Annotated in this window: 22 protein-coding genes; 10 read left to right on the top strand and 12 right to left on the bottom strand. The window is 64.1% G+C overall.

The annotated features are described in order from the left end of the window. Positions 1-9 precede the first annotated feature (9 nt). From AC2FNL_RS10580 to AC2FNL_RS10535, 10 genes are all read right to left on the bottom strand, one after another. Positions 10-1,929, bottom strand: coding sequence for a beta-galactosidase (locus tag AC2FNL_RS10580; RefSeq protein ID WP_496833528.1), 1,920 nt, complete (start codon positions 1,927-1,929; stop codon positions 10-12). Continuing rightward, complete coding sequence (locus AC2FNL_RS10575) at positions 1,926-2,786, bottom strand: SMP-30/gluconolactonase/LRE family protein (protein WP_496833527.1); 861 nt, start codon at positions 2,784-2,786, stop codon at positions 1,926-1,928. The genes AC2FNL_RS10580 and AC2FNL_RS10575 overlap by 4 nt, the downstream gene beginning before the upstream one ends. Further along, complete coding sequence (locus tag AC2FNL_RS10570) at positions 2,783-3,388, bottom strand: 2-dehydro-3-deoxy-6-phosphogalactonate aldolase (RefSeq protein WP_093963154.1); 606 nt, start codon at positions 3,386-3,388, stop codon at positions 2,783-2,785. Before AC2FNL_RS10570 ends, AC2FNL_RS10575 begins: the two co-directional genes overlap by 4 nt. Beyond that, positions 3,385-4,278, bottom strand: a complete 894-nt coding sequence (locus tag AC2FNL_RS10565) for a 2-dehydro-3-deoxygalactonokinase (RefSeq protein WP_496833526.1) — start codon at positions 4,276-4,278, stop codon at positions 3,385-3,387. Before AC2FNL_RS10565 ends, AC2FNL_RS10570 begins: the two co-directional genes overlap by 4 nt. 4 nt (positions 4,279-4,282) lie before the next feature. Beyond that, the gene (locus tag AC2FNL_RS10560; protein WP_496833525.1) at positions 4,283-5,050 is read right to left on the bottom strand and encodes an SDR family NAD(P)-dependent oxidoreductase; all 768 of its coding nucleotides are present in this window, start codon (positions 5,048-5,050) and stop codon (positions 4,283-4,285) included. Then, the gene (locus tag AC2FNL_RS10555) at positions 5,050-6,756 is read right to left on the bottom strand and encodes an IlvD/Edd family dehydratase (RefSeq protein WP_496833524.1); all 1,707 of its coding nucleotides are present in this window, start codon (positions 6,754-6,756) and stop codon (positions 5,050-5,052) included. The genes AC2FNL_RS10560 and AC2FNL_RS10555 overlap by 1 nt, the downstream gene beginning before the upstream one ends. 55 nt (positions 6,757-6,811) lie before the next feature. Further along, positions 6,812-8,152, bottom strand: a complete 1,341-nt coding sequence (locus tag AC2FNL_RS10550) for an alpha-glucosidase/alpha-galactosidase (RefSeq protein ID WP_496833522.1) — start codon at positions 8,150-8,152, stop codon at positions 6,812-6,814. A 22-nt stretch (positions 8,153-8,174) separates the two neighbouring features. Continuing rightward, a complete protein-coding gene (locus tag AC2FNL_RS10545) occupies positions 8,175-9,023 on the bottom strand; it encodes a carbohydrate ABC transporter permease (protein WP_093963150.1) in 849 nt (282 codons plus the stop codon). 1 nt (position 9,024) lies between these two features. After that, the gene (locus tag AC2FNL_RS10540; protein WP_170341260.1) at positions 9,025-9,948 is read right to left on the bottom strand and encodes a carbohydrate ABC transporter permease; all 924 of its coding nucleotides are present in this window, start codon (positions 9,946-9,948) and stop codon (positions 9,025-9,027) included. Between the two features lie 91 nt (positions 9,949-10,039). Continuing rightward, on the bottom strand, positions 10,040-11,299 hold the full coding sequence (locus AC2FNL_RS10535) for an ABC transporter substrate-binding protein (RefSeq protein WP_496833521.1): 1,260 nt from the start codon (positions 11,297-11,299) through the stop codon (positions 10,040-10,042). Positions 11,300-11,441: 142 nt separating this feature from the next. Between AC2FNL_RS10535 and AC2FNL_RS10530 the strand changes: the two genes are divergently transcribed. The 6 genes from AC2FNL_RS10530 to AC2FNL_RS10505 all read left to right on the top strand — a co-directional run bounded on the left by AC2FNL_RS10530 (position 11,442) and on the right by AC2FNL_RS10505 (position 17,615). Further along, a complete protein-coding gene (locus AC2FNL_RS10530; protein ID WP_170369408.1) occupies positions 11,442-12,236 on the top strand; it encodes an IclR family transcriptional regulator in 795 nt (264 codons plus the stop codon). Beyond that, positions 12,233-13,291, top strand: a complete 1,059-nt coding sequence (locus AC2FNL_RS10525; protein ID WP_496833519.1) for an ABC transporter ATP-binding protein — start codon at positions 12,233-12,235, stop codon at positions 13,289-13,291. The genes AC2FNL_RS10530 and AC2FNL_RS10525 overlap by 4 nt, the downstream gene beginning before the upstream one ends. Before the next feature lie 170 nt (positions 13,292-13,461). Next, the gene (locus AC2FNL_RS10520; protein WP_496833517.1) at positions 13,462-14,421 is read left to right on the top strand and encodes a dihydrodipicolinate synthase family protein; all 960 of its coding nucleotides are present in this window, start codon (positions 13,462-13,464) and stop codon (positions 14,419-14,421) included. Then, entirely contained in the window at positions 14,412-15,347 is a 936-nt protein-coding gene (locus tag AC2FNL_RS10515; RefSeq protein WP_496833516.1) for a 4-hydroxyproline epimerase, read from the top strand. The genes AC2FNL_RS10520 and AC2FNL_RS10515 overlap by 10 nt, the downstream gene beginning before the upstream one ends. Then, the gene (locus tag AC2FNL_RS10510; RefSeq protein WP_496833514.1) at positions 15,344-16,582 is read left to right on the top strand and encodes an NAD(P)/FAD-dependent oxidoreductase; all 1,239 of its coding nucleotides are present in this window, start codon (positions 15,344-15,346) and stop codon (positions 16,580-16,582) included. Before AC2FNL_RS10515 ends, AC2FNL_RS10510 begins: the two co-directional genes overlap by 4 nt. A gap of 7 nt (positions 16,583-16,589) precedes the next feature. After that, positions 16,590-17,615 carry a trans-3-hydroxy-L-proline dehydratase gene (locus AC2FNL_RS10505; protein WP_496833513.1) on the top strand — a complete coding sequence of 342 codons (1,026 nt, stop codon included), beginning with the start codon at positions 16,590-16,592 and terminating at the stop codon, positions 17,613-17,615. On the opposite strand, the gene AC2FNL_RS10500 is transcribed toward AC2FNL_RS10505, so the two are convergent. Continuing rightward, positions 17,612-18,628, bottom strand: a complete 1,017-nt coding sequence (locus AC2FNL_RS10500; RefSeq protein WP_496833512.1) for an Ldh family oxidoreductase — start codon at positions 18,626-18,628, stop codon at positions 17,612-17,614. The genes AC2FNL_RS10505 and AC2FNL_RS10500 overlap by 4 nt on opposite strands. 132 nt (positions 18,629-18,760) lie before the next feature. On the opposite strand from AC2FNL_RS10500, the gene AC2FNL_RS10495 reads away from it, so the two are divergent. From AC2FNL_RS10495 to AC2FNL_RS10480, 4 genes are all read left to right on the top strand, one after another. After that, the gene (locus tag AC2FNL_RS10495) at positions 18,761-19,450 is read left to right on the top strand and encodes a GntR family transcriptional regulator (protein WP_496833511.1); all 690 of its coding nucleotides are present in this window, start codon (positions 18,761-18,763) and stop codon (positions 19,448-19,450) included. A 93-nt stretch (positions 19,451-19,543) separates the two neighbouring features. Then, the gene (locus AC2FNL_RS10490; protein ID WP_496833510.1) at positions 19,544-20,086 is read left to right on the top strand and encodes an RNA polymerase sigma factor; all 543 of its coding nucleotides are present in this window, start codon (positions 19,544-19,546) and stop codon (positions 20,084-20,086) included. Continuing rightward, positions 20,083-20,814, top strand: coding sequence for a hypothetical protein (locus AC2FNL_RS10485; protein ID WP_496833508.1), 732 nt, complete (start codon positions 20,083-20,085; stop codon positions 20,812-20,814). Before AC2FNL_RS10490 ends, AC2FNL_RS10485 begins: the two co-directional genes overlap by 4 nt. 55 nt (positions 20,815-20,869) lie before the next feature. Then, positions 20,870-21,949, top strand: coding sequence for a helix-turn-helix domain-containing protein (locus AC2FNL_RS10480; RefSeq protein WP_496833507.1), 1,080 nt, complete (start codon positions 20,870-20,872; stop codon positions 21,947-21,949). Here AC2FNL_RS10480 and AC2FNL_RS10475 read toward each other — a convergent pair. Next, positions 21,922-22,812, bottom strand: coding sequence for a LysR substrate-binding domain-containing protein (locus tag AC2FNL_RS10475; RefSeq protein WP_170341871.1), 891 nt, complete (start codon positions 22,810-22,812; stop codon positions 21,922-21,924). The genes AC2FNL_RS10480 and AC2FNL_RS10475 overlap by 28 nt on opposite strands. Between the last annotated feature and the right edge of the window lie 64 nt (positions 22,813-22,876).

The raw sequence follows: 22,876 nt of genomic DNA, 5'->3' as shown, positions 1-22,876 counted from the left end.
GGTTCAGGTTCATTCCTGGCCGGGCGGATTGCGTTTCAGGATGGCGACTCCGCAGGCAGCGATGCTGTGGCCGTTCCAATCCACCGGTGTGGCGTTGTAGTTGATCAGGAAGTCATGGGTCGCGGTCTCGCGCCGCCGCAGGCCAGGCGGCATCGGGTGCAGGGTCAGCCCGACCTTCTGCGCGGCCATTTCAATGATCCGGTCCCACAGGTCCTCGTCCGGGAACCCGGCCAGATACCAAAGCTGGTCACTGCCCTTCAGCGCAGGGGTCCCGTCTTCGAAGGTCTGCAGGTCGGGCGCGTCACCGGTCAGCCGCTCGACCCAGTGCTGCGCCGCTCCGCCGCTCTGAACCGGGCGGGTGATTTCGGGCGGCAGGGATTCCACCAGCGCCACATCGCAGTCTAGCGCTTGCAGGCCGGGGCGGCCTTGGGCCGGGATCTGAAAATCAGCCGTGATTGCCCCGCTGCGTGGGCCCAGAACCGTCAATTTGGCGGCCGTCTGCAAGCGGTCGGCCAGCGCGTCGTCCAGCGTGGCCAGCCCGGGGGCGAGGATCAGATCATAGTCCGCGCTTGACAGGCCCGAGGCCGGTAAGACATCGATCGACAGCCCGGCGCGGCGCAGGGCGCGATAAGCGGAAAACACCAGCCGGAAATAGTTGAACCCCGCGCCTTGAGGCTGGGTCGCCCAGGCCCAGTCCGACGGATAGTCGAACAGGATGGCCACCCGCGCCTGCACCGGTTCGACCGGTCCCAGCGTGGCCAGATCCGCGGCCGTCTGCTGCGCCTCGGCCAGACCGGGCGCGGGGTGGTTGTTCGGCGTCAGCAAGCCCGCGTGCATCTGTTCCTGCGCAAAGGGCGCCTGCCGCCAGCGGAAATAGCTGACCACCTCGGCCCCGTGGGCCACGGCCTCAAGCGACCAAAGCCGCACCATGCCCGGCAAGGGGGCCGGGTTGTAGGGCGCCCAGTTCACCGGTCCGGGCTGTTGTTCCATCACCCACCAGCGGCCGCGTCCGACGGCGCGGTACAGATCGTGGTGAAAGGCCTGCATGTCCGGGTCGCCCTGTTGCAGAAAGGCTGCCTTGTGCGCCGCGTCCGCCTCGAGCCGGTCGGACAGGAACCCGATCGGGTAGCTGTCCCAGGTGGCGATGTCCAGATCCGCGCCCACCTCGAAATGGTCGAAATCCAGAATCCGGCCCATGTAGTTGTGCAGCAGCGGCGCGTCGGTCAGGGGCCGCAGCGCCTGAACCTGTGCCCGGTTGAAGGCCACCACCTGATCCGAGCTGAACCGGCGGAAGGCCAGCACATGCGCGGGGTTGGGTTCGGTCACGGTCAGGTTGGGCAGGTCGATCTGATCGAAATCACCGTATTCCATCGACCAGAACATGTTGCCCCAGGCCGCGTTCAGCGACTCGACCGAGCGATAACGCGCCGCCAGCCAACGGCGGAAGGCCTGCCGCGCAGGCGCGCTGTAGCTGACGGTGGTGTCGTGGCAGCCATATTCATTGTCGATCTGCCAGGCGGCCACATGCGGGTTGCGGCCATAGCGTTCGCCCATGATCCGGGCAATGCGGACGCACTCATCGATATATCCGGGATGGCTGAAACAATAGTGACGGCGCGAGCCGAACTTGCGCGGTTGCCCGTTTTCATCCATCGCCAGCATGTCCGGGTGCCGGTCCAGCATCCAGCGCGGCGGTGTGGCGGTTGGGGTTCCCAGCACCACTTTCAGCCCGGCCGCACCAAGGGTCTCGATGGCCTGATCCAGCCAGTCGAATGTCAGCCGGCCCGGTTCCGGCTCCATCCGGCTCCATCCGAATTCGCCGATCCGGACCCAGCGCAGACCGGCCTCGACCATGCGCGTGGCATCTTCGGCCCACATTTCTTGCGGCCAGTGTTCAGGGTAATAGCAAACGCCAAGTTCGGGGGTCATAGGATGACTCTGTGTTCCGCCTGACCTTGGCCCGCGTTTTCGGCGGCAAAGGTCATTCCGTTGGTGGGGTGCGAAGCGATTGTGTCCGCATCCAGCCCTTCACGGGCCGAGGTGCAGAACAGCGTCGTAAGTTCCGGCCCGCCGAATGCGGGGCACGAGGTATGGGCCGCCGCGAAAGGCACCGCGCGCAGGAAGGCTCCGCCGGCGTCATAGGCCGCAACCCGCGCCGCGCCCCATTGTGCAAGCCACAGGTTGCCCATTGCATCGACGACCGCGCCATCGGGGTTCAGCCCCTCGGCGCGCAGGTCCAGAAACACCGCGCTGTCGCCCTCGGGCCAGCCGGTTTCCGGGTTCAGGCCCCAGCGCCGCACCTGCCCGGTGGCCGTGTCGCAGAAATAGGCGCAGGACCGGTCGGGCGCGAAACTGATCGCGTTCGAGATGGTCACGTCCGGAACCAGCTGCCGCAGCTCACCCCGCCACAAGCGGTAGATCGCTCCCGCGCCCCGTTCCGCGCGCTTGCCCATTGTGCCGATCCAGAACCCGCCCCACGGATCAGCCCGCCCGTCATTCGAGCGGGTCACCGGGTTGTCGGCTTCGAGCGCGACGATGCGGTCCTTGTGACCGGTCTCAAGTCCGAACCGCCACAGGCCGGTTTCCGACGCGATCAGCAGCGTGTCGCGGTCGATCCAGCCTGCGGCCGAGACGTTCTCGGCAAAATCCCAGCTTTGCGGTCCATTCGCGTCGCGGGTCATCAGGCGCTTGTTGACGATGTCGAACCAGAACAGCTGTTGCCGTTCGGGGTGCCACAGCGGGCCTTCGCCCAACGCGCACGGGCGGTCGTCAAAGACCTGGCTCATCGCGCGGCCTCGTCAAAGGCGGCGACGATCCGGCGGGCGTTCTCGGCGATCTGGTCCACGGACATGCCGGGTTTGAACAGGGCCGAGCCGATGCCGAACCCGTCGGCCCCGGCCTTGAGCCAGTCGCCGAAATTCTCGGGCCCCGCGCCGCCAACGGCATAGACCTGCGTGCCCTTGGGCAGGATCGGGCGCATGGCAGCCAGCCCCACCGGTCCGGCCATCACGCCGGGAAACAGTTTCAACCCGGTGGCCCCTGCGCGCAGGGCGGTGAAGGCCTCGGTCGGGGTATAGACTCCGGGCCAGCTTTGCAGGCCCAGACCCACCGTACGCGCGATAACGTCGGCATCGCAATTGGGCGACACGATCAGCTTGCCACCCACGGCAGCCACCTGTTCGACCTCATCCATGGTCAGGACGGTTCCGGCCCCGACCAGCGCGCGGTCGCCGATCGCGCGGGCCAGACGGCCGATGCTGTCCAGCGGGTCGGGCGAGTTCAGCGGCACCTCGATCCGGTCGATGCCGGCGTCCAGAATGGCCTGGCCGACGGCCTCGGCCTGCGCCGGGTCAAGCCCGCGCAGAATGGCGATGATGGGGCGGCTCATGCGGTTTGCCTCGTGAGGGTGCGGGCCTGCAGCAGACCGGCCAGCGTGGCCTGGGTCGCGTCGGCGGTTTCGACGAACGCGCCCTGTTGCTGCAGCGCCGTGGCATAGATGTGCGACAGGGCTTCGGCGCCGATGATGGCCAGTTGCTGACCCAGCCAATAGGGGCGGGTGGCGGCCAGTTCGGCACCGATCAGAGCGCCCGACAGGCGGGCCCGTGCGGTGGCCGGATCCTGCCCGTGCAGCAGGTCGGCCGCGCGCAGCCCGAACAGCCGCCCGGCCAGTTGCTCGGGCTTTGACAGCGTGTCCGCGACGGCCGTGGCAAAGGGTTCGTCGTCCCAGCCTTCGCCGACCGAGTGTTTCAGCACCGAGTGCTGGCCCAGCAGATCGAACAGTTCACCCGTCATGAAGGTGCGGAAGCTGACGACCTCGCCGGCGCTGACCTGCACCCATTTGGTGTGGGTGCCGGGCAGGCAGATCACGCCATCCCAATGCGGGCGCGTGGACAGGTAGCCGGCGATCTGGGTTTCCTCGCCGCGCATCACGTCGGCGGGGTCGTACTGTTTGAGGCCCGGTACCACGAAGGCGCGGATGCGTGGATCGGTGCCGGGCACGCGCACCGGAACGGTCGAAATCGGCTTGGCCGGAACAGCCACATAGGGCGCCTCGACCCAGCCTTGCCGGGCACCGACCATGCCGCAGGCGATCACATCCACAGGCGCCGCGCCCAGCCAGCCCTGGACCAGCGTCAGCAACGCGTTCTGGAACTGATCTCGACCCAGCGTTGCCATGCCCCGGTCGCATTGGGCGTGGTCCAGCACCGTGTCGCCCTGCATCGCCCAGGCGCGCAGATGCGAGGTGCCCCAGTCTACTGCGATCCACTCGGTGTTCATGTCTTCACCCCGTTGTGACCACGCCGCCATCGACGACCATGCATTGCCCGGTCATGGCGCGGCTGGCCGTCGATGCCAGAAACAGCGTCGGCGCGATCATGTCGTCCGGGCTCAGATGTTCCTTCAGGCATTGGCGATCCATATGCGCGGCCAGATCCTCGGGCGTGGCCCACATGTCCAGTTGTTTCTGCGTCAGCACCCAGCCGGGCGCCAGCGCGTTGACGCGGATGTTCCTAGGCCCCAGCTCGCGCGCGAGCGAGCGGGTCATGCCGGTGATTCCGGCATTGGCCGTCGTATAGATCGGATAGCCCGCATTGCCCATCATGTAGCTGATCGAGCTGAAATTGATGATCGACCCGCCGGTTTCGGCCATCTGGCGCGCGGCCTGCTGGCAGGCAAAGTAATAGGCCTTGAGGTTGACCTCGATCATCCAGTCCCAGAACTCGGTCGTGGTTTCCTCGAGGCTGTGGCGCTTGTCATTGGCGGCATTGTTGACCAGCACGTTCAGCGGACCGTGGGCCTCGGCGGCCTTGGTCATGGTTTCGTGCAGCAGCGCAGTGTCGGTCATGTCGCCCTGCAGGAACAAAGGCGCGCGGCCGTGTTTGGCGCGCATCTCTTCGACGAACGCGCTGGCGTCCGACCGGCCGATGAAGGCGACATTGGCGCCCTGGGCCAGGAACCCGTCGGTCAGGGCCGCGCCCACGCCCGACCCGCCGCCGGTGATGAAGACGGATGCGCCGTTCAGGTCATGGAAGGTGGCTGGGTGGGTCATCAATGGCTCTCTCTGGTCACAAGGCGGGTGTCCTTGCCCACCAGGAAATCAAGGTCAGCGCCGCGGTCGGCCTGAAGGACATGGTCGATATACAGCTTGGCATAACCGCGGGTGTAATGCGGGTCGTCGGGCCGCCAGGCCGCGCGGCGGGCAGCCAGCTCCTGTTCGTCGACCAGCAGTTCCAGCTCGCCCTTGCTGGCGGACACGCGGATGCGATCGCCGGTTTTCACCAGCGCCAGGGGGCCGCCCGCCTGCGCCTCGGGGCTGACATGCAGGATTACTGTGCCGAAGGCGGTGCCCGACATGCGTGCGTCGGAAATGCGGATCATGTCGCGCACGCCCTGTTTCACCAGCTTGGCGGGGATCGGCATGTTGCCGACCTCGGGCATTCCCGGATAGCCCTTTGGCCCGCAGCCCTTGAGCACCAGGATGGTCTCGGGCGTCACCGGCAGGTCGTCGCGGTCGATATTGGCTTTCAGGTCCTCGATGCTGTCGAAGACGTAGGCCTCACCTTCCGTTTCCAGCAGGCTGTCGGTGGCGGCCGAGGGTTTCACGATCGCCCCGTTCGGCGCCAGGTTGCCGCGCAGAACGCGCAGCCCGGCGGCCGGTTTCACCGGGTCGTCGAAGGAATGGATCACGTCGCGGTCAAAGCATTCCGCGCCCTCATAGTGGGCCGAGATGTCCTTGTTCAGAACGGTTCTGGCCGGGCGCAGATGCGATTTCAGCTCGGACAGGACCACCGGCATCCCGCCGGCATAGCAGAAATCCTCCATCAGGTATTTGCCCGAGGGCATGCAGTTGACCAGTAGCGGAATGTCCGAGCCGATCTCGAAATCCTGCAAGGTCAGGTCCACGCCCACCCGGCCGGCCAGCGCCAGCAGGTGCACCACGGCGTTGGTTGACCCACCCACTGCGGCATTGGCCAGGATGGCGTTCTCAAACGCCGCTTTGGTCAGGATGTCCGAGGGTTTGAGGTCCTCGTCCACCATCTCAACGATGCGCTTGCCGGTCATGTGCGCCAGCGCCATCCGGCGGGCATCGACGGCAGGCAGGGCGGCGTTGGTGGGCAGGCTCATGCCCATCGCCTCGACCAGCGATGCCATGGTCGAGGCCGTGCCCATAGTCATGCACACGCCCTTGGACCGGCTCATGCCGGATTCTGCGTTCATGAAATCCTGCAAGGTCATCTCGCCGGCGCGCACGGCTTCCGAGAACTTCCAAACATCGGTGCCCGAGCCGATATCCTGACCGCGAAACTTGCCGTTCAGCATCGGCCCCGAGCTGACCACAATGGTGGGCAGATCGACCGAGGCCGCGCCCATCAGCTGGCCCGGCGTGGTCTTGTCGCAGCCACCCAGCAGCACCACACCGTCGATGCCATAGGCGCGGATCGATTCCTCGACATCCATGGCCAGCAGGTTGCGGAACAGCATGGCGGTGGGCTTCATCTGGGTTTCGCCTAGCGACATTACCGGGAATTCGACGGGAAAGCCGCCGGCCTCCCACACGCCGCGCTTGACGCCTTCGGCGAGGTCGCGCAGGCCCGAGTTGCACGGCGTCAGTTCCGACCATGTGTTGCAGATGCCAATGATCGGGCGTCCGTCGAAAGCATGATCGGGAAAGCCCTGATTCTTCATCCACGACCGATGGATGAACCCGTCCTTATCGAGCTTGCCGTACCAGTGCTGTGAGCGGCGTTTCTTCATGTCTGTGTTTCTTTTTCGTATTGGGTCGTGGTTTTCTTGTGTGTTTGCTGGATGATCAGGCCGCGCGGGCTGGGCGGCACCAATCTGGCAGCCAGTCGGCATGGGCGGTCAGCAGGTCACTGACCAGGCTGCGGATCTGGCGCAGGTCCAGTTCGGCGGCAGTGTGCGGGTCCATCATGGCGGCGTGGTAGATGTGTTCGGGGTTTTCCTCGACCAGGGCGCGCACGGTCAGTTCCTGCACGTTGATCTGGCTGCGCATCAGGGCGACCAGCTGCGGCGGGATGTCGGTCACGACCGAGGGCTGCACACCGTTGCTGTCGACCAGACAGGGCGTTTCGACCGCCGCGCCCAGAGGCAGCTGCGGGATCTGCCCGGTATTGGGCAGGTTGCCATAGGCGACATAGGGCGTGTCGGTGACGATTGCATTCATCAGGTCGGCGGCGAATTCGTGGCTGCGGATCACTTTGATGTCGCGCCCGTCGGTCAGGGTCTTGGCCTGTTCCTTCCAATTCGCGACCTGCTCTTCGCAGCGGGTGGGATATTCGTCCAGCGGGATCTGGAACTGGTCGATCAGGTCCTGACGCCCGTCCTTGATGAACCACGGAACATATTCGGCCAGGTGTTCCGAGCTTTCGGTGCAGAAATAGCCAAGGTGATCCATCACCTCGTATCGCACCTTGTTCGGGCAGCGCGGCATCAGCAGCGGCGCTTTGGGCAACTGGCCCGCGTGATAGCCCCGGCGCAGCGCCGGATACAGGTCGCGGCCCTGATGTTCCAGCCGCAGGAAGAAGGCCACATGGTTCACACCCGCAACGCGATAGCGGATTTCATCCTTAGGCAGGTCCAGGTCATGAGCCAGTTCCTCGACCGTGTTCTGGACCGAGTGGCAAAGGCCCACATGTTTCAGTGCCGGGAACCGTTCGGCCAGCGCCCAGGTGTTGATGGCCATCGGGTTGACGTATTGCAGCAGCGTGGCATTCGGGCACAGCTGCGCCATGTCGCGTGCCACATCCCACAGGACGGGCACGGTGCGCAGGCCGCGCATGATGCCGCCCACGCCCAGCGTGTCGGCGATGGTCTGGCGCAGGCCATATTGCTTGGGGATCTCGAAATCGGTGACGGTGCAGGGCTTGTAGCCGCCGATCTGGAAGGCGATGATGACGAAATCGGCCCCGTCCAGCGCCGCGCGGCGGTCGGTATGGGTCGAGACGGTCGCGCCGGTCCCGACCGAGCGGATCATCGCGCGCGCGACGGTTTCGCTTTCGGCCAGACGCTCGGGGTCGATGTCCATCAGGGCAAAATGGCTGTCGGCCAGCGACGGGGTCAGCAGGGCATCGCCCACGATGTTCTGCATGAAAATCGTGGAACCTGCACCGATGAAGGTGATCTTGGTCATGACTGTAAACCTTGACTAGGCGTTATTTTACGGCACCGAGGGTCAGACCCGCGATGAAGTGTTTCTGCATCAGAAAGAACATGGCCACCGGCGGCAGGGCCGCGACGATCGAGCCGGCACTCATCAAGTGATACGCTGCGCGGAACTGCGCGTTGAAGCTGGTGATCCCGGCGGTGACGGGTTGGCTCTCGGCCCCCTGGGTCAGCACGACGGCCCAGAAATAGTCGTTCCAGATGAAGGTGAAGATCAGCACGCTGAGCGCGGCGATCGCGGGCTTCATCAGCGGCAGGACGACGTACCAGAAGATGCGCCATTCGCTGATGCCCTCGACCCGGGCGGCCTCGATCAACTCAAAGGGCAGGGCGCGGATGAAGTTGCGCATGAACAGCGTGCAGAACCCCGTCTGGAACGCGATGTGGAACAGCACCAGGCCGGTTTTCGTGTTGTAGAGCCCCAAGTCCAGCGTCAGGTCGCGCACCGGCACCATCAGGATCTGGAAGGGTACGAAGTTGCCGGCCACGAACATGAAGAAGATCCACAGGTTCGACTTGAACTTGTAGATCCCCAGCGCAAATCCGGTCATGCAGCTGAGCGCCACCGCGCCGATCACCGTGGGAACCGTGATCAGGAACGAGTTCAGCAGATAGCGCGGCATGTCCGAGTTGAAGAACACCTGACCATAGTTCCTGGCGCCTTCAAAGCTGGAGGGCAGACCCCAGTAGTTGGCGTTGGTGAAATCCGCCTCGGGCTTGATGGAAAACAGGGCCACCGCCAGCAGCGGGCCGAGCCAAAGCAGAAGGGCGACCGGCAGCATCGCCTGATAGGAAATCTGGGCCGCGCGGGGTTGTTTTTCGATCGGTTTGGGAAACATCTCAGTGCCCCTTTTCTTCGCGGTACATCGACCACAGGAAGTAGGCGATGAAGCACAGCATGATCAGGAACAGGATTACGGCGATGGCCGCGCCATAGCCCATGCGGAACCCGTATTCCGACAGGGCGACCTCGAACATGTAATAGGCTAGCACGCGGCTTGATCCGAACGGCCCGCCCTGCGTCATGATCGAGATCAGGTCGAACGAGCGCAGCGCGCCGATGATGGTCACCACGAAGGCGATGAAGGTTGCCGGGCGCAGTTGCGGCAGGATGATGTGCCACAGCATCCGCCCGCCCTTGGCGCCGTCCAGCCGGCCGGCCTCGATCTGTTCGGGGTCCACGGCGTTCAGGCCGGTCAGATACAGGATCATGCAATAGGCGGTCTGCGGCCAGAGGCCCGCGAAAATGATGCCGTAGGTTACGAAGCGTTCATCACCCAGGACGTTCACAGGGCCCAGCCCGACCAAGCCCAAAAGCTCGTTCAGCAGCCCGAATGTGGGGTCGTAGAACCAGGTGAAGACCAGCCCGACAACGACCTGGCTGATGACGAAGGGAAAGAAGAACAAGGATTTGTACAACCGGATTCCCCAGACCGTCTGGTTGAGGAACAGTGCGATGAACAGACCAGCCGGGATCGCCAGCAGGTACATGATCAGCCAGATCAGATTGTTCTTCAGCGAGACATAGAAGGCGTCACGGTCGACCCACTCCCAATACAGGTCTTCATAGTTGCGCATACCGACATATTCAGCCGCGCCCAGCCCGTCCCATTCGTAAAGCGACAGGTTGAAGGACTGGAATACGGGGATGATCACGTAGACCATGAAGAACAGCACGCCCGGAGCCAGAAACAGCCAGGGTGCGATACGTTGCTGGTTTCTGTGGAACCAGCTTTCGTGTTCGGTGACGTCGACAGCGGTCATGGTCAATCCCGGTTTGGAATGGGCAGGACGGGATCGTGCCCGTCCTGCGTTTGGCTATGGCGTGGCCGGGGTTGCGCCGGCCACCACCCGATCAGTTGTCGTAGATGCGCTGACGTGCGCGTTCCAGCTTGGCCAGGATGCTGTCCAGGTTGTCCGGCTTGACCATGAATTCCTGGAAGCCTTCCATCGACACTTTGGCCATTTCCGCCGGCGCGTCGCGGTCCCAGAACTGGGCGACGCCGCCAGGGCTGTTGGCCGACAGCATCTTGAAGCCTTCCTGCAGGAACTTGTCGTCATCCACCGAGGATTTGGCGTTGACGGGCAGTTGTCCGAGGTTCTTGCCGTTGTTGATTTCGGTCTGCTCGTCAGCCGAAACAACAAAACGCAGGAACTCGCGCGCGGCTTCTTTGTTCGACGCGTTCGCCGGGATGTGGAACGTGTCGGTCGGTGCATCTTCGGCCAGCTCGACATCGGGGTTGATCGCGACGAACTGGTAGAAGTCCAGCTGGTCGTCGGTCAGACCGGCCTCGCGCAGCGGCGCCACCGCGAAGTTGCCCATCAGATAAGCTGCTGCATCACCCTGAACCATGAAGGGCAGGGCCTCTTGCCAGCTGTAGGTCTGGTGGTTGTCGATGAACGCGCCCATGTCGATCAGCTGCTTCCAGTTGGCGAAGGTCTGCTTGACCCGGTCGTCTTCCCAGCTGACTTCGCCATTGGCCAGTTGCTGATGAAAGTCGAAGCCGTTGGTGCGCATGTTCAGGTAGTCGAACCAGCCGCCAGCCGTCCACAGGAACTTGGTACCGATGGTATAGCAGGCGCGACCCGAGTCGACGATCTTCTGGCAGTTGGCCAGCTCTTCTTCCCAGGTGGTCGGCTCGGACAGGCCCAGCTCGTCAAAGATGTCTTTGCGGTAGTAGACGCCCCACTGATAGTAGGTGTAGGGCACGCCCCACTGCTTGCCGTCGATGGTCATCGCGCCCTTGGTCGAGGCAAGGTTTTCGGCGATTTCCGGCTCGGCCCACAGGTCCGATACATCTTCGAACAGTCCGGCCTCGACATAAGGCTTCATGCGGTTGGCCGCGTACCAGGTCGCGACGTCGGGCGTGTCCGCCGTCAGGAAGTTGCGGATCTGGGTCTTGTACGCCTCGCGGTCGATGACCGTGGTCTCGATCTCCAAACCCGGGTGCTGAGCCACGAACCGCTCGATCATCGCTTCCATCGTCGCGCGCGGCGCCGGATTCGATGTGTCGAGGAAGATTCGCAGCTCGCCGGTCAGTTCTGCCGAAACGGGCGCTGCAAGTGCCACACTGGCCGCCAGAGCCGCCGCAGTGCGCTTGAACATGGAATGCATGGTTTCCTCCCTTAGCTTCCATTCAGTGGTTCCAAATAGTGAAACCAAGTTTTATATATTGAAAACTACACATCGAATCGGCTAGGCTTGTCAATACCCTCGCGGCCCGTCCGCAAGGGGAAGTGGAGGAGAAATCAGACCCGTGGCAGGTGACGGAACCATCGGCAAGGCATGTGACGTGCTGGAACAGGTCGCGGCGTTCGGCCGGCCTGTGCGGTTTGCCGAATTGCTGGAAAGCAGCAGCTTTCCCAAGGCGTCCCTGTACCGGTTTCTGCAGTCGCTGACCAATCAGGGCATGTTGTCTTACGACCCAGACCGGCAGACCTATTCGCCCGGCCTGCGGCTGGTGCGGCTGGCGCATTCGGCCTGGACGCAAAGCTCGCTGGCGCCGATCGCGCGGCCGATCCTGGATGCGCTCAGCCTGGAAACCGGCGAGACGGTGCACCTCGCGCAGCTGGATTCCAGCCAGGTTCTGTACGTCGACAAGCGCAATGCCAAGAACCCGGTCGAGATGTATTCCGAGGCCGGAAAAGTTGGCCCGGCTTATTGCACCGGTGTGGGAAAGGCGATGCTCGCCTTTCTGGATGATGACCGGCTGGACAAGGCGATCTCGCAGCAAAGCTTTCACCGCTTTACCGACAAGACGCTGACCTCGGAGGAGGTGCTGCGGGCGGATTTGGCCCGGATCCGCGAACGGGGGTTCGCCATGGATGATGAAGAGCACGAGCCCGGCATCATTTGCGTGGCCTGTCCGATCCTGACATCGGGCGGGCGGGTGCTGGGGGCGATCTCGATTACCGGATCGACCCAGCGCATGGATTTCGACCAGTTGAAGAAATGGGTCCCTCGGGTTCGGCGATCGGCCGACCAGATCGGGGCCGAAGCCGAAGCATGGCGGTTCCCCGAGGGCCGCAAGGACAGGATGCAAGCATCATGACAGGCGTTACCCTGAAGGGCGCAATCAAGCGTTATGGCCAGACCCAGGTCATTCACGGCATTGATCTGGAAATCGAGGATGGCGAGTTCTGCGTTTTCGTCGGACCGTCGGGCTGTGGCAAATCCACCCTGTTGCGGATGATCGCCGGGCTGGAGGAAACCACCGAGGGCGAAATCCGTATCGGTCAGCGCGATGTGACCCACATGGACCCGGCCAAGCGCGGTGTCGCGATGGTGTTCCAGACCTATGCCTTGTATCCGCACATGTCCGTGGCCGAGAACATGGGCTTTGGTCTGCGCATGAATGGCGTGCCCAAGGCCGAGATCGACAAAAAGGTGGCCGAAGCGTCGGAAATCCTGAAACTGGACCCGTATCTCAAGCGCAAGCCCAAGGCTTTGTCGGGGGGTCAGCGTCAGCGGGTCGCCATCGGCCGGGCCATCGTCCGCGGCCCCGAGGTTTTCTTGTTTGACGAGCCGCTGTCGAACCTCGATGCCGAGTTGCGCGTGGAAATGCGGGTTGAGATCGCCCGTCTGCACCAGGAGATCGGCGCGACGATGATCTACGTCACCCACGACCAGGTCGAGGCGATGACCATGGCCGACAAGATCGTCGTGCTGCGCGATGGCCGGATCGAGCAGGTCGGCGCGCCGATGGATCTGTATCGCGACCCCGACAACCGGTTCGTGGCGGGGTTCATCGGCTCGCCCGCAATGAACTTTTTGGAATGCGATGTCGTCGATGGAACGGTGCGTCACCCCGCTCTGACGGACTCGATCCCCGTCACCAATGGCGTGCCGACCGATGCCAGGAAGGTGATCCTGGGGATCCGTCCGGAACATATTGCCGTGGATCGAGCCGGCGACACCTGTACTGTCGATCTGACCGAGGCGCTTGGCGGCGTCTCCTACAGTTATTTGCTGACGCCCAACGGCGACAAGTTGATCGTCGAAGAACGCGACGACCAACGCAGCAAAACGGGAGAGCGGATCGGAATCTCGGTTCGGCCCGAACGGGCCATGCTGTTTGACCCGGAAAGCGGGATGCGGTTGCGCTGAACCGCTGTTCAATTGGAAAGTGTCAACGCGCCAGGTCTTCTGCCTGGCGCGTTTTTCTTTTGTCAGACGAATCGGATGGATTTTGGATACAAAAACCGATACTGGGGGACTGAGACAGTAAATCTGACCGCCCGGCGATGGACGCGGGCAACTTGGAAAGGATCGGCCACATGTCACCCGACGTCTTTGCCGGCACCATGCCGGCGCTCATGACCCCTTGTACGCCCGACCGTCAGCCCGACTTTGACGCCTTGGTGCGAAAGGGCCAGCAGATGATCGAGGCGGGCATGTCCGCGGTCGTCTACTGCGGGTCGATGGGCGACTGGCCACTGCTGACCGACGAACAGCGGATGGAAGGGGTCGAGCGGTTGGTCGGCGCGGGCCTGCCCGTGGTGGTGGGCACCGGGGCGGTCAACACGCAATCCGCCGTGGCGCACGCAGCGCATGCGCAAAAGGTGGGTGCTGCGGGGTTGATGGTTATCCCGCGGGTCCTGTCGCGCGGCAGTTCGGTCATGGCGCAGCGCAACCATTTCAAGGCCATCCTGGCGGCGGCACCGGATATTTCGGCGGTCATCTACAACAGTCCGCATTACGGGTTTGCCACCCGCGCCGACCTTTTCTTTGCGCTGCGGGTCGAGCACTCCAATCTGGTGGGCTTCAAGGAATTCGGTGGCAAGGACGATCTGCGATACGCGGCTGAGAACATTACCAGCCGCGATGATCAGGTGACGCTGATGGTGGGGGTCGATACGGCGGTCTATCATGGCATCGTCAATTGCGACGCAACCGGCGCAATCACCGGCATCGGCAACGTACTGCCCAAAGAGGTTCTGCTGCTTACCGCTTTGTCGAAAAAAGCGGCTTCTGGCAGCGCCGAGGCTCGCCAGCGCGCGCAGGAGTTGACAGAGGCCATCCACGTGCTGTCCAGTTTCGATGAAGGCCCCGATCTGGTTCTGTACTACAAGCACCTTCTGGTGCTGAACGGCGAGGAAGAGTACCGCTTGAACTTCAATGAAACCGACGCGCTGACGGATGCGCAGCGCCACTATTGCGAACAGCAGTACGGCTTGTTCCGCGCCTGGTTTGCAGACTGGTCAAGGCAAGGCGGGGTGATTGCCACGTGCATGTGATCGACAGCCATACCGGCGGAGAGCCCACGCGCGTGATTCTGGACGGCGCGCCCGATCTGGGCAGCGGTCCTCTGTCCGAGCGCGCAGGGCTTTTGGCGACCCAGCACCGCCCGTTCTGGCGCTCGGTCATGCTGGAGCCGCGCGGTCAGCCAGCGATGGTGGGGGCGCTGCTGGTGCCTCCGGTCGATCCGTCCTGCGTGACCGGGGTGATCTATTTCGACGTGGATGCGGTGCTTGGCATGTGCGGGCATGGCACGATCGGGTTGACCGTGACGCTGGCCTATCTGGGGCGGATCGGTGTTGGTTCGCACCGGATCGAAACGCCCGCGGGTGTGGTCACGGTGGAGCTGCACGATCCCAACACAGTGACGGTGACCAACATAGAAAGCCGGCGGGTGCATCAAGCCGTTACGATCGAGGTTCCGGATTTCGAGCCGGTTACAGGTGATGTGGCCTATGGCGGCAACTGGTTCTTCATCGTCGATCCCAGCCCGGTGCCGGTCGAGCCCGCGAACATCCGGCAACTGACCGATCTGGGCGTCGCCATTCGGCAGACCTCGGTCGCGCAGAGCGTGGGCGGCGAAGCCGGAGAGCCGATCGACCATGTGATTTTTCAGGACGCATCGCCAGACCCCGACGTGCACAGCCGCAACTTCGTGCTGTGCCCCGATGACGCCTATGACCGCTCGCCCTGCGGCACAGGCAGTTCGGCGCGGTTGGCCTGTCTGGCGGCTGACGGGCGCTTGGCGCCGGGTGAAGAAATCGTACAGGCCAGCGTCATCGGCAGCCCCTATCGGCTGTCCTATCAGCCGGGTCCGAACGGCGGGGTGATCCCCTCGATCACCGGTCAGGCTTTCGTGATGGCCGAAAGCCGCCTGATTTTTGATCCCGCCGATCCTTTCCGTTCGGGTATAGAGATCACATGAAGAAAGATGTCATCGTCATAGGTGCCGGCGTCGTCGGTATCAGCGCGGCGCTGGAATTGCAGCGTCGGGGTTACACGGTTCAGGTACTGGACCGCGAAGGCGTGGCCGCGGGCAGTTCGGCGGGGAATGCCGGGGCGTTCGCCTTCCCCGAGGTCGAACCTCTGGCCACCCCAGGGATCATGAAGAAGGCCCCGAAATGGCTGCTCGATCCGTTGGGGCCGCTGTCGATCCCGCCCGCTTATGCCCTGCAGATCGCGCCGTGGATGTGGCGGTTCTGGCGGGCCAGCCGCCCCAGCCGTTACCAGGCGTTGGTCGCCGCGCAGGCCAGCCTGATGCGCCTGTGCCAGGCCGCGACCGAACGGCAGATCGCCGATACGGGTGGCGAGGCGATGATGCAGCGCGACGGGCAGTTGCAATTGTACGAAAGCGCGGCCGAGTTCCGCGCCGCCTTGCCCACGTGGGAGTTGCGTCGCCAGCATGGCATCGCCTTCGATCTGCTGGAAAGCCCCGAAGCGATCGCCGAGATTCAGCCCGGGCTCAGCCCGCGTTTTACCCATGCCGGGTTCACGCCGCACTGGTGGAATACCGTCGATCCCAAACGCTGGGTCGAGCATCTAGCGCAGGTGTTCCGCGACCGTGGCGGGGTGATCGAGACGCGCCCCGTGCGCGCGCTGGAGCTGTCGGACACGGGCGTCTGGGTGCGCTTCGATCAGGGTGCGGCGGATGCCAGCAAGGTCGTGGTGGCCGCTGGGGCATGGTCGCACCACCTGACCCGCACGGTGGGCGACTGGATTCCGCTGGAGACCGAGCGCGGCTACAACACGACCCTGCCGCCGGGCGCGTTCGACCTGCGGCTGCACCTGGCGTTCTCGCGGCATGCCTTCGTGGCCACAAAGATCAACGGCGGTGTACGCATTGGCGGCGCGGTTGAACTGGGCGGGCTTGACCTGCCGCCCAATTACAAGCGCGCCGATACCTTGCTGAACAAGGCGCGCCAGTTCCTGCCGGGGTTGAAGACCGAAGGCGGGACGCAGTGGATGGGGTTCCGTCCCTCGCTGCCCGACAGCATTCCGGTGATCGGGCGGTCTTCGAAATCGCCGAACCTGGTCTATGCTTTCGGGCACGGCCATCTGGGCCTGACCCAGTCGGCCGGTACCGCCGAGCTGGTGGGCGCGCTTGTCGACGGCACCGATCCTGCCATCCCGGTCGATCCCTTCGCCGCCACCCGGTTCTGAGCGGGAGATGCGCAGCAGCAAGACCATCCACGTGATCTCGGCCCATGCCGAGGGCGAGGTGGGCGACGTGATCGTCGGCGGCGTCGCCCCGCCGCCCGGCGACACGATCTGGGCGCAACGCAGCTTCATCGCCCGCGACCAGACCCTGCGCAACTTCGTGTTGAACGAGCCGCGCGGCGGCGTGTTCCGCCATGTCAACCTGCTGGTGCCGCCCAAACACCCCGATGCCGACGCCGCCTTCATCATCATGGAGCCCGAGGACACCCCGCCCATGTCCGGCTCGAACTCGATCTGCGTGGCGACGGTGCTGCTGGACGGGGGCATCCTGCCGATGACCGAGCCGGAGACCCACCTGACGCTCGAGGCGCCGGGCGGGCTGGTGCAGGTGCGGGCCGAATGCCGCAACGGTAAGGCCGAACGGATCTTCGTCCAGAACCTGCCCAGCTTTGCCGACCGCCTCGCCGCGCCGCTCGAGGTCGAGGGGCTGGGGACCCTGACGGTGGACACCGCCTATGGCGGGGACAGTTTCGTGGTGGTCGACGCGGCGGCGCTGGGGCTGCGCATCACCGAGGACGAGGCCGCCGACATCGCCCGCCTGGGGGTGGCGATCACCGATGCCGCCAATGCGCAGCTGGGCTTTGCGCATCCCGAAAACCCGGATTGGGACCACATCTCGTTCTGCGCCTTCTGCGGACCGTTGGCCGAAACCGAAACCGGCCTGACCGGCCGATCCGCGGTGGCGATCCAGCCCGGCAAGGTCGACCGCTCGCCCACCGGCACCGCCGTTTCGGCCCGCATGGCGCTGATGGCCGCGCGGGGGCAGATGCGCCCGGGCCAGAGCTTTGAGGCCGTCTCGATCATCGGTTCGCGGTTTACCGGCCGTATACTCGGCACGACCCAGGTCGGCGACCGCGCCGCCATCCTGCCCGAGATCTCGGGTCGCGGATGGATCACCGGCATCCACCAGCACATGCTGGACCCGGACGATCCCTGGCCCCAAGGTTACCGCCTGCGCGACACCTGGGGCGCCTAGTCCAGAAGGGCCAGCAGGTCGCGGTGCAGTTGCGTCGGAATCTCGGCATATCCCCGGGCGGTGTTACGCGCCCGGGCGGCAAAGCGGCGCTGCGACGGCAGGCGCGCGCCCTGATCGAGGATATCGGCGAACAGGCGCTCGGCCCGCGCATCGTTGGCCTGCCGCCGCCCGCCGCTGAACTGGTCGGGGTCGAAGGCGATGATGATGTCGCCGTGGTATGGCGCGCCGCCTGTTCCTTGGGCGAACTCCATGCTCTCGAGGCTGGTCAGGTCGTCGATCAGCGGGCCGGCCAGAAGCTCGATCATGATCGACAGGGCCGAGCCCTTGTAGCCGCCGAAGGTCAGCATCGCGCCGTCCAGCGCCGCTTGCGGGTCGGTCGTGGGGTTGCCGTCCCTGTCGATCGCCACGCCTTTGGGCAGGGGTTTGCCCGCGCGCTTGTACAGCTCGATCTCGCCGCGGGCGAAGGCGCTGGTGGCGAAATCGAAGGTGAACGGGTCCTGGCCCATGCGGGGCCAGCTGAAGGCCAGCGGGTTGGTGCCCAGGCTGCCGCGTGTGCCCCCCGCAGGGGCCACCCAGGAATGGCTGGGTACCATCGCCATGGCCGCAAGCCCCTCGGCCGACAGGGCCTCGACCTCGGGCCACAGCGCCGAGAAATGAAAACAGCGGTTGATCGCCATGGCCGCGATCCCGTGGGTGCGGGTCTTCTCGACCAGATGCGGCAGGCCTTTCTGGAACGCCAGCAACGACATGCCGCCCTGCGCGTCGACACGGACGATGGCATTGTCCGAGGGGGCGACCTGGGGCTGCGCATGGCCGTCGATCTTGCCGGCCTGCATGGTCTGGGCGCACATGAACAGGCGAAACAGCCCGTGCGACTGGCAATCGTCCATTTGGCAGGTGGTCAAAAGTTCCGCGATCGCCTGAGCGTGGTCAGGGCCATAACCCACATGGGACAGAACCTTCAGGCTCAGGTCGGTCATTTCTTCGGGCGTCAGCCGTACCGTTTCGCTCATGGTCCGTCCCTCGGTTTGATCTCAGTTGCCAAATGGGTAGCGGGGAACCCTAGCCCTGTTCAACCCAATAGGCGGTTGGAAAAGCGGCACGGGGCGGATATTTGTATCCAAAATGCAAATGCGGACAGACCCTTGGCAGCAAAACGTGCAATCACCCGTCAAAGCCTTCCCGATGCAATCGCGTCCGACTTGCGTGAACGCATTCTCAGCGGTGACCTTGCGGAAGGCGAAACCATCCGTCAGGAGGCATTGGCCGAAGACTATGACGTGTCGCGCATGCCGGTGCGCGAGGCGCTGAAACAGCTTGATGCCGAAGGTCTGGTGCAGCTGACGAACAATCGCGGGGCACGGGTCACGCGCCATTCCCTGTCCGAAATCGGCGAGATCTTCGACCTGCGGTCGCTGTTGGAGACCGACCTCTTTCGCCGGGCAATTCCGCAGATGATCCAATCTGACTTCGCGCGCTGCGAACACCTGTTGGAGCAGATGGAGGCCTCGTACGACGCCAATGACGTCAGCCGGTGGGGCGCGCTGAACTATCAGTACCACTCGGCCCTCTACGCGGCCGCGAACCGAAGCCTGACCAACGAGCTGCTGCACCGCGTGAGCCTGCAGTCGGACCGGTACATCCGAATGCATCTCAGTGTGATGCAACAACGCGAACCGGCCCGCAAAGAGCATCGCGAATTGCTGCGCCTCGCCCGGGATGGGCAGGTCGAGCACGCCTGCGCGCTTCTGTCCGCGCATATCGGACGAACCAAGGACCAACTGCTGGCGCTGGTGGCTGCCAAGCGCGCGTCCGAGGAGGCGGTCGGACGCTGAGGCCAAGCGACCGTAAAGAAAGCGTTTTAAATTCTTCTCTGTCTGTGCCAGTTCTGGCGTCGTGGGATGCGTGCCTTAACATGGATCGACCAAGTGCCCAGTGATGACCTCAACAGTTCGGAACAGGCCGTGCGTCAGGCGATTGGGGCGTATTCCAGACGCGTCTGGCGGTTTGCGCTCGCTCTGTCGGGGGCGCAGGATGTTGCCGACGACCTGACCCAGGCAACTTGCCTGCGCGCGTTGGAGCGAAGCCATCAGGTGACGCATACTGATCGGTTGGATTCGTGGTTGATGACGATCTGCCGGTCGATCTGGTTGAACGAACTGCGGGCGCGGACCGTGCGCAAGTCCCAGGGGTTGGCCACAACGCCGGACGCCGAATTGATCGCGCCGGGTACCGACGCCGAAATGAATATTTTTGCGCGGGAAGTGTTTACACAGGTGATGCAACTGCCCGAGGCACAACGCGAAACAGTCATGCTGGTCTTTGTCGAGGGCTACAGCTATCGCGAGGCCGCCGCGTTGCTGGAGGTTCCGATTGGTACGATCATGAGCCGGCTTTCCAATGCCCGCAAGAAACTGCAAGCTGCGATGCCGCAGGATGCCAGTGCGTCCGACCGACGGAGGGACTCATGACCTTTTCCGACGATACGCTAAAGGCCTATCTGCAAGGCTCATTGGGGTCTGAGGAGAGCGATGCCATAGAGGCCGCTGTTGAGGATGATCCGGAACTGGAACAGCGCCTGATGGATCTGGATCCGATTGCGCCGGTAGTTCGCGAGGTGTTCCGTGACATTCCCGCCGCCGCGCCACAAGTTGAACTGCCGCCTAGGATTCCGGCTTCGGCGGGGCCCTGGCGCCTGTTGGGCGTCGCGGCTGCCGCGGCCGTGTTGGCCGTATCTCTGACATTTTGGCTGACCCGCCCACAACCGATGGGATGGGCAGAACATGCGGCCTTGTATCAATCGCTTTACACGCCGGATTCGATTGCAACGCTCGAATACCCGCCGGCGGTCGTCGACGCCCAGATCTCATTGGCCGAAGAGAAACTGGGCCGCCCGCTGAACCGGGATTCGCTTGAAGGTTTGCCTGGGCTGGAACTGAAGGCCGCGCAGGTTTTGTCCTTCAAGGGCAAACCATTGGTTCAGATCGTTTTTGCCGACGCTGATGGCAATCCCTTTGCGCTGTGCGTGATCCGTCAGGGCGATGGCGCGCCGAATGCAGCGTTGAAGCAGGAAGTCCTGAGCGGGCTTGCAACGGCCCGGTGGGCGAGGGACGGATACGGATACATGCTGTTGGGGAACAGGCCGGACAGCGATTTGACCGTGCAACTGGATTATCTGGCTCAGACATTCGCCGGCTGAGCCGCCTTGCGCGAAACCTCTTGTGAACCGGTGCGATTGGCCGAACAATGCTGGCATGACGACCAAGGCCACGAACCCGGACCCCGACGAGGACGATGTCATGGACGGTCCGCGCAGTATCTATGACGTCGACCCGCCGGACGACGAAGACCTTTGGTTTCTGCCGCCTGAAGATGTAGTGGCGCCCGAGGACATGTTGCCGCCGGGTCCGCGTGCCGATCGGGGCGCTTTGTTCGACCCACGGGACTGGCGCGCCGCCCAAGCTGAAGTGGCGCAGGGATTGGCGGATCTGGCCTTGACCTTCGGGGCGCTGGACGAGCGGCTGCGCAGTGGTCCAAAGGGGTGGACCCACCGGCTGGCCCTGATGGACGTATCCGACCTGGGGTGGTGGACCGGTGACCGGATCAGTGTTGATCGGCTTGCCCTGTGGACCGGATTGCGCATCGGAGCCACCGGGGACGATGTGCAAGCATTGTTTCGGGCGGGTTGGGCGGTTCGGCGACTGACTTCGGGCGCAGGGCCGTCGGACGGCGGCTGGCAATCGGGACTGGCCGCCTTTCTGGACCGGATGGCTCAGGGGATAGACGAAGTTCCAGAAGCGGTCGCGGACTTGGCCGAAGTGATGGACAGCGCACAAGCCCTGCACCCTGTCACGCAGTCGGCCATTGCCTTTCACGCGTGGCGCGCGCTGTCGCAAGGAAATGGACAGGATACCGAAGCAGCGGTGATCGCTGCGCGGCATGCGGCCACGATGGGTCGGGGCGGGGCACTGTTCTTGCCGCTGGCACTGTCGGGCCCCGGGGCGCTGCGCGGCATCGGCACGCCGGAGGAAAAACTCAACGTTTGGGTTCGGGGGGCAGGGCAGGCAGCCTTGGCCGCGCTGCTGCATCTGGATCGCGTCAGCGCGTGGGAGGCCCGGGCACGCGAGGCCACCACGGATCTCAGCGGGCGGACGCCGCCGGTCTTGATCGATGTGCTGACCGCATGGCCCATGGTTTCTGCGCCATTGGCCGAGGAGTTAACGCAGGCCTCGCGTGCAGCCGTGCAACGCAATCTCGACAAGTTCACCGAACGTGGGTTGATCCGCGAAGTGACCGGGCAGGGCCGTTATCGAGTCTGGGCTGCCGCGCTATAGTCCAGCAACCACTCGCGGAACGCACGCGCGGGCGGCCGCAGGGTGGCCCGCGACGGGTAGATCAGGTGGTAGGCATCCCGGCCCGGCACGGCCACCTCGGGCAGACACGGCACCAGGCCCGACATCCGCATGATCCGGTCAGACGCGGGCGCGCGGGCCAGGGCGATCCCGACCCCTTGCGCGGATAGCTCGGCCGCCATCACCGAGTTGTCCGCGAAGAAATACTGGGCCTGCCCGGCCGGAAGCCTGAGGGCTTCGAACACATGCGGCCAGCTGGCCCTGTGGGTCGAAACCTCGATCAGCGGAAACCGGGCCAGATCCAGTGGAGTGCGGATCTGTTCGGCAATGTCCGGTGGCGCCACGGGAAAAAGGGTCTCGGTCAACAGCATGTCACCCTCGGCCCCGAACAGCGTCGGGTTGCCGAACACGATCTGCAGGTCGGTAAAACGATTGGCGAAGTCGGTGATCCGGTTCCCGGTCGTCAGGGACAGGTTGATCTGAGGATGGGATTCTTGGAACTGGGTCAGACCGGCCGCAAGCACCCCTTGCGCGAACAACAACACGGATTGGACATACAGCCGTTGGTCCCGGGTCTGGCCGAACAGGCCAGTAGTGGCCGATTCCAGCATCACCAGCGATTGCTGCACGACCGGCAGATAGGCCCGCCCGGCCTCGGTCAAAGTGACGGCATGGGCATGTCGATGAAACAGCGGTGTCCCCAGACGAGTTTCCAGCGCCTTGACCTGCTGGCTGACAGCGGCGGCCGACATGTTCAGCTGGGCGGCAGCACGGGCAAAGCTCTCGGTTCGGGCCGCGGCCTCGAAAACGCGCAGCCAGTTGAGAGAGGGGATGCGGGTCGACATGGCAACCAGGCTAAGCTGAACTTATCCTGACAGGCAAGGCTTTGCGTTCTCGACGCAAGACCGG

This window comes from Ruegeria sp. CRTD044 (genome assembly GCF_059613485.1).
Note: the sequence above shows the minus strand (reverse complement) of the source record. Positions and strands in the feature narration are given on the sequence as shown.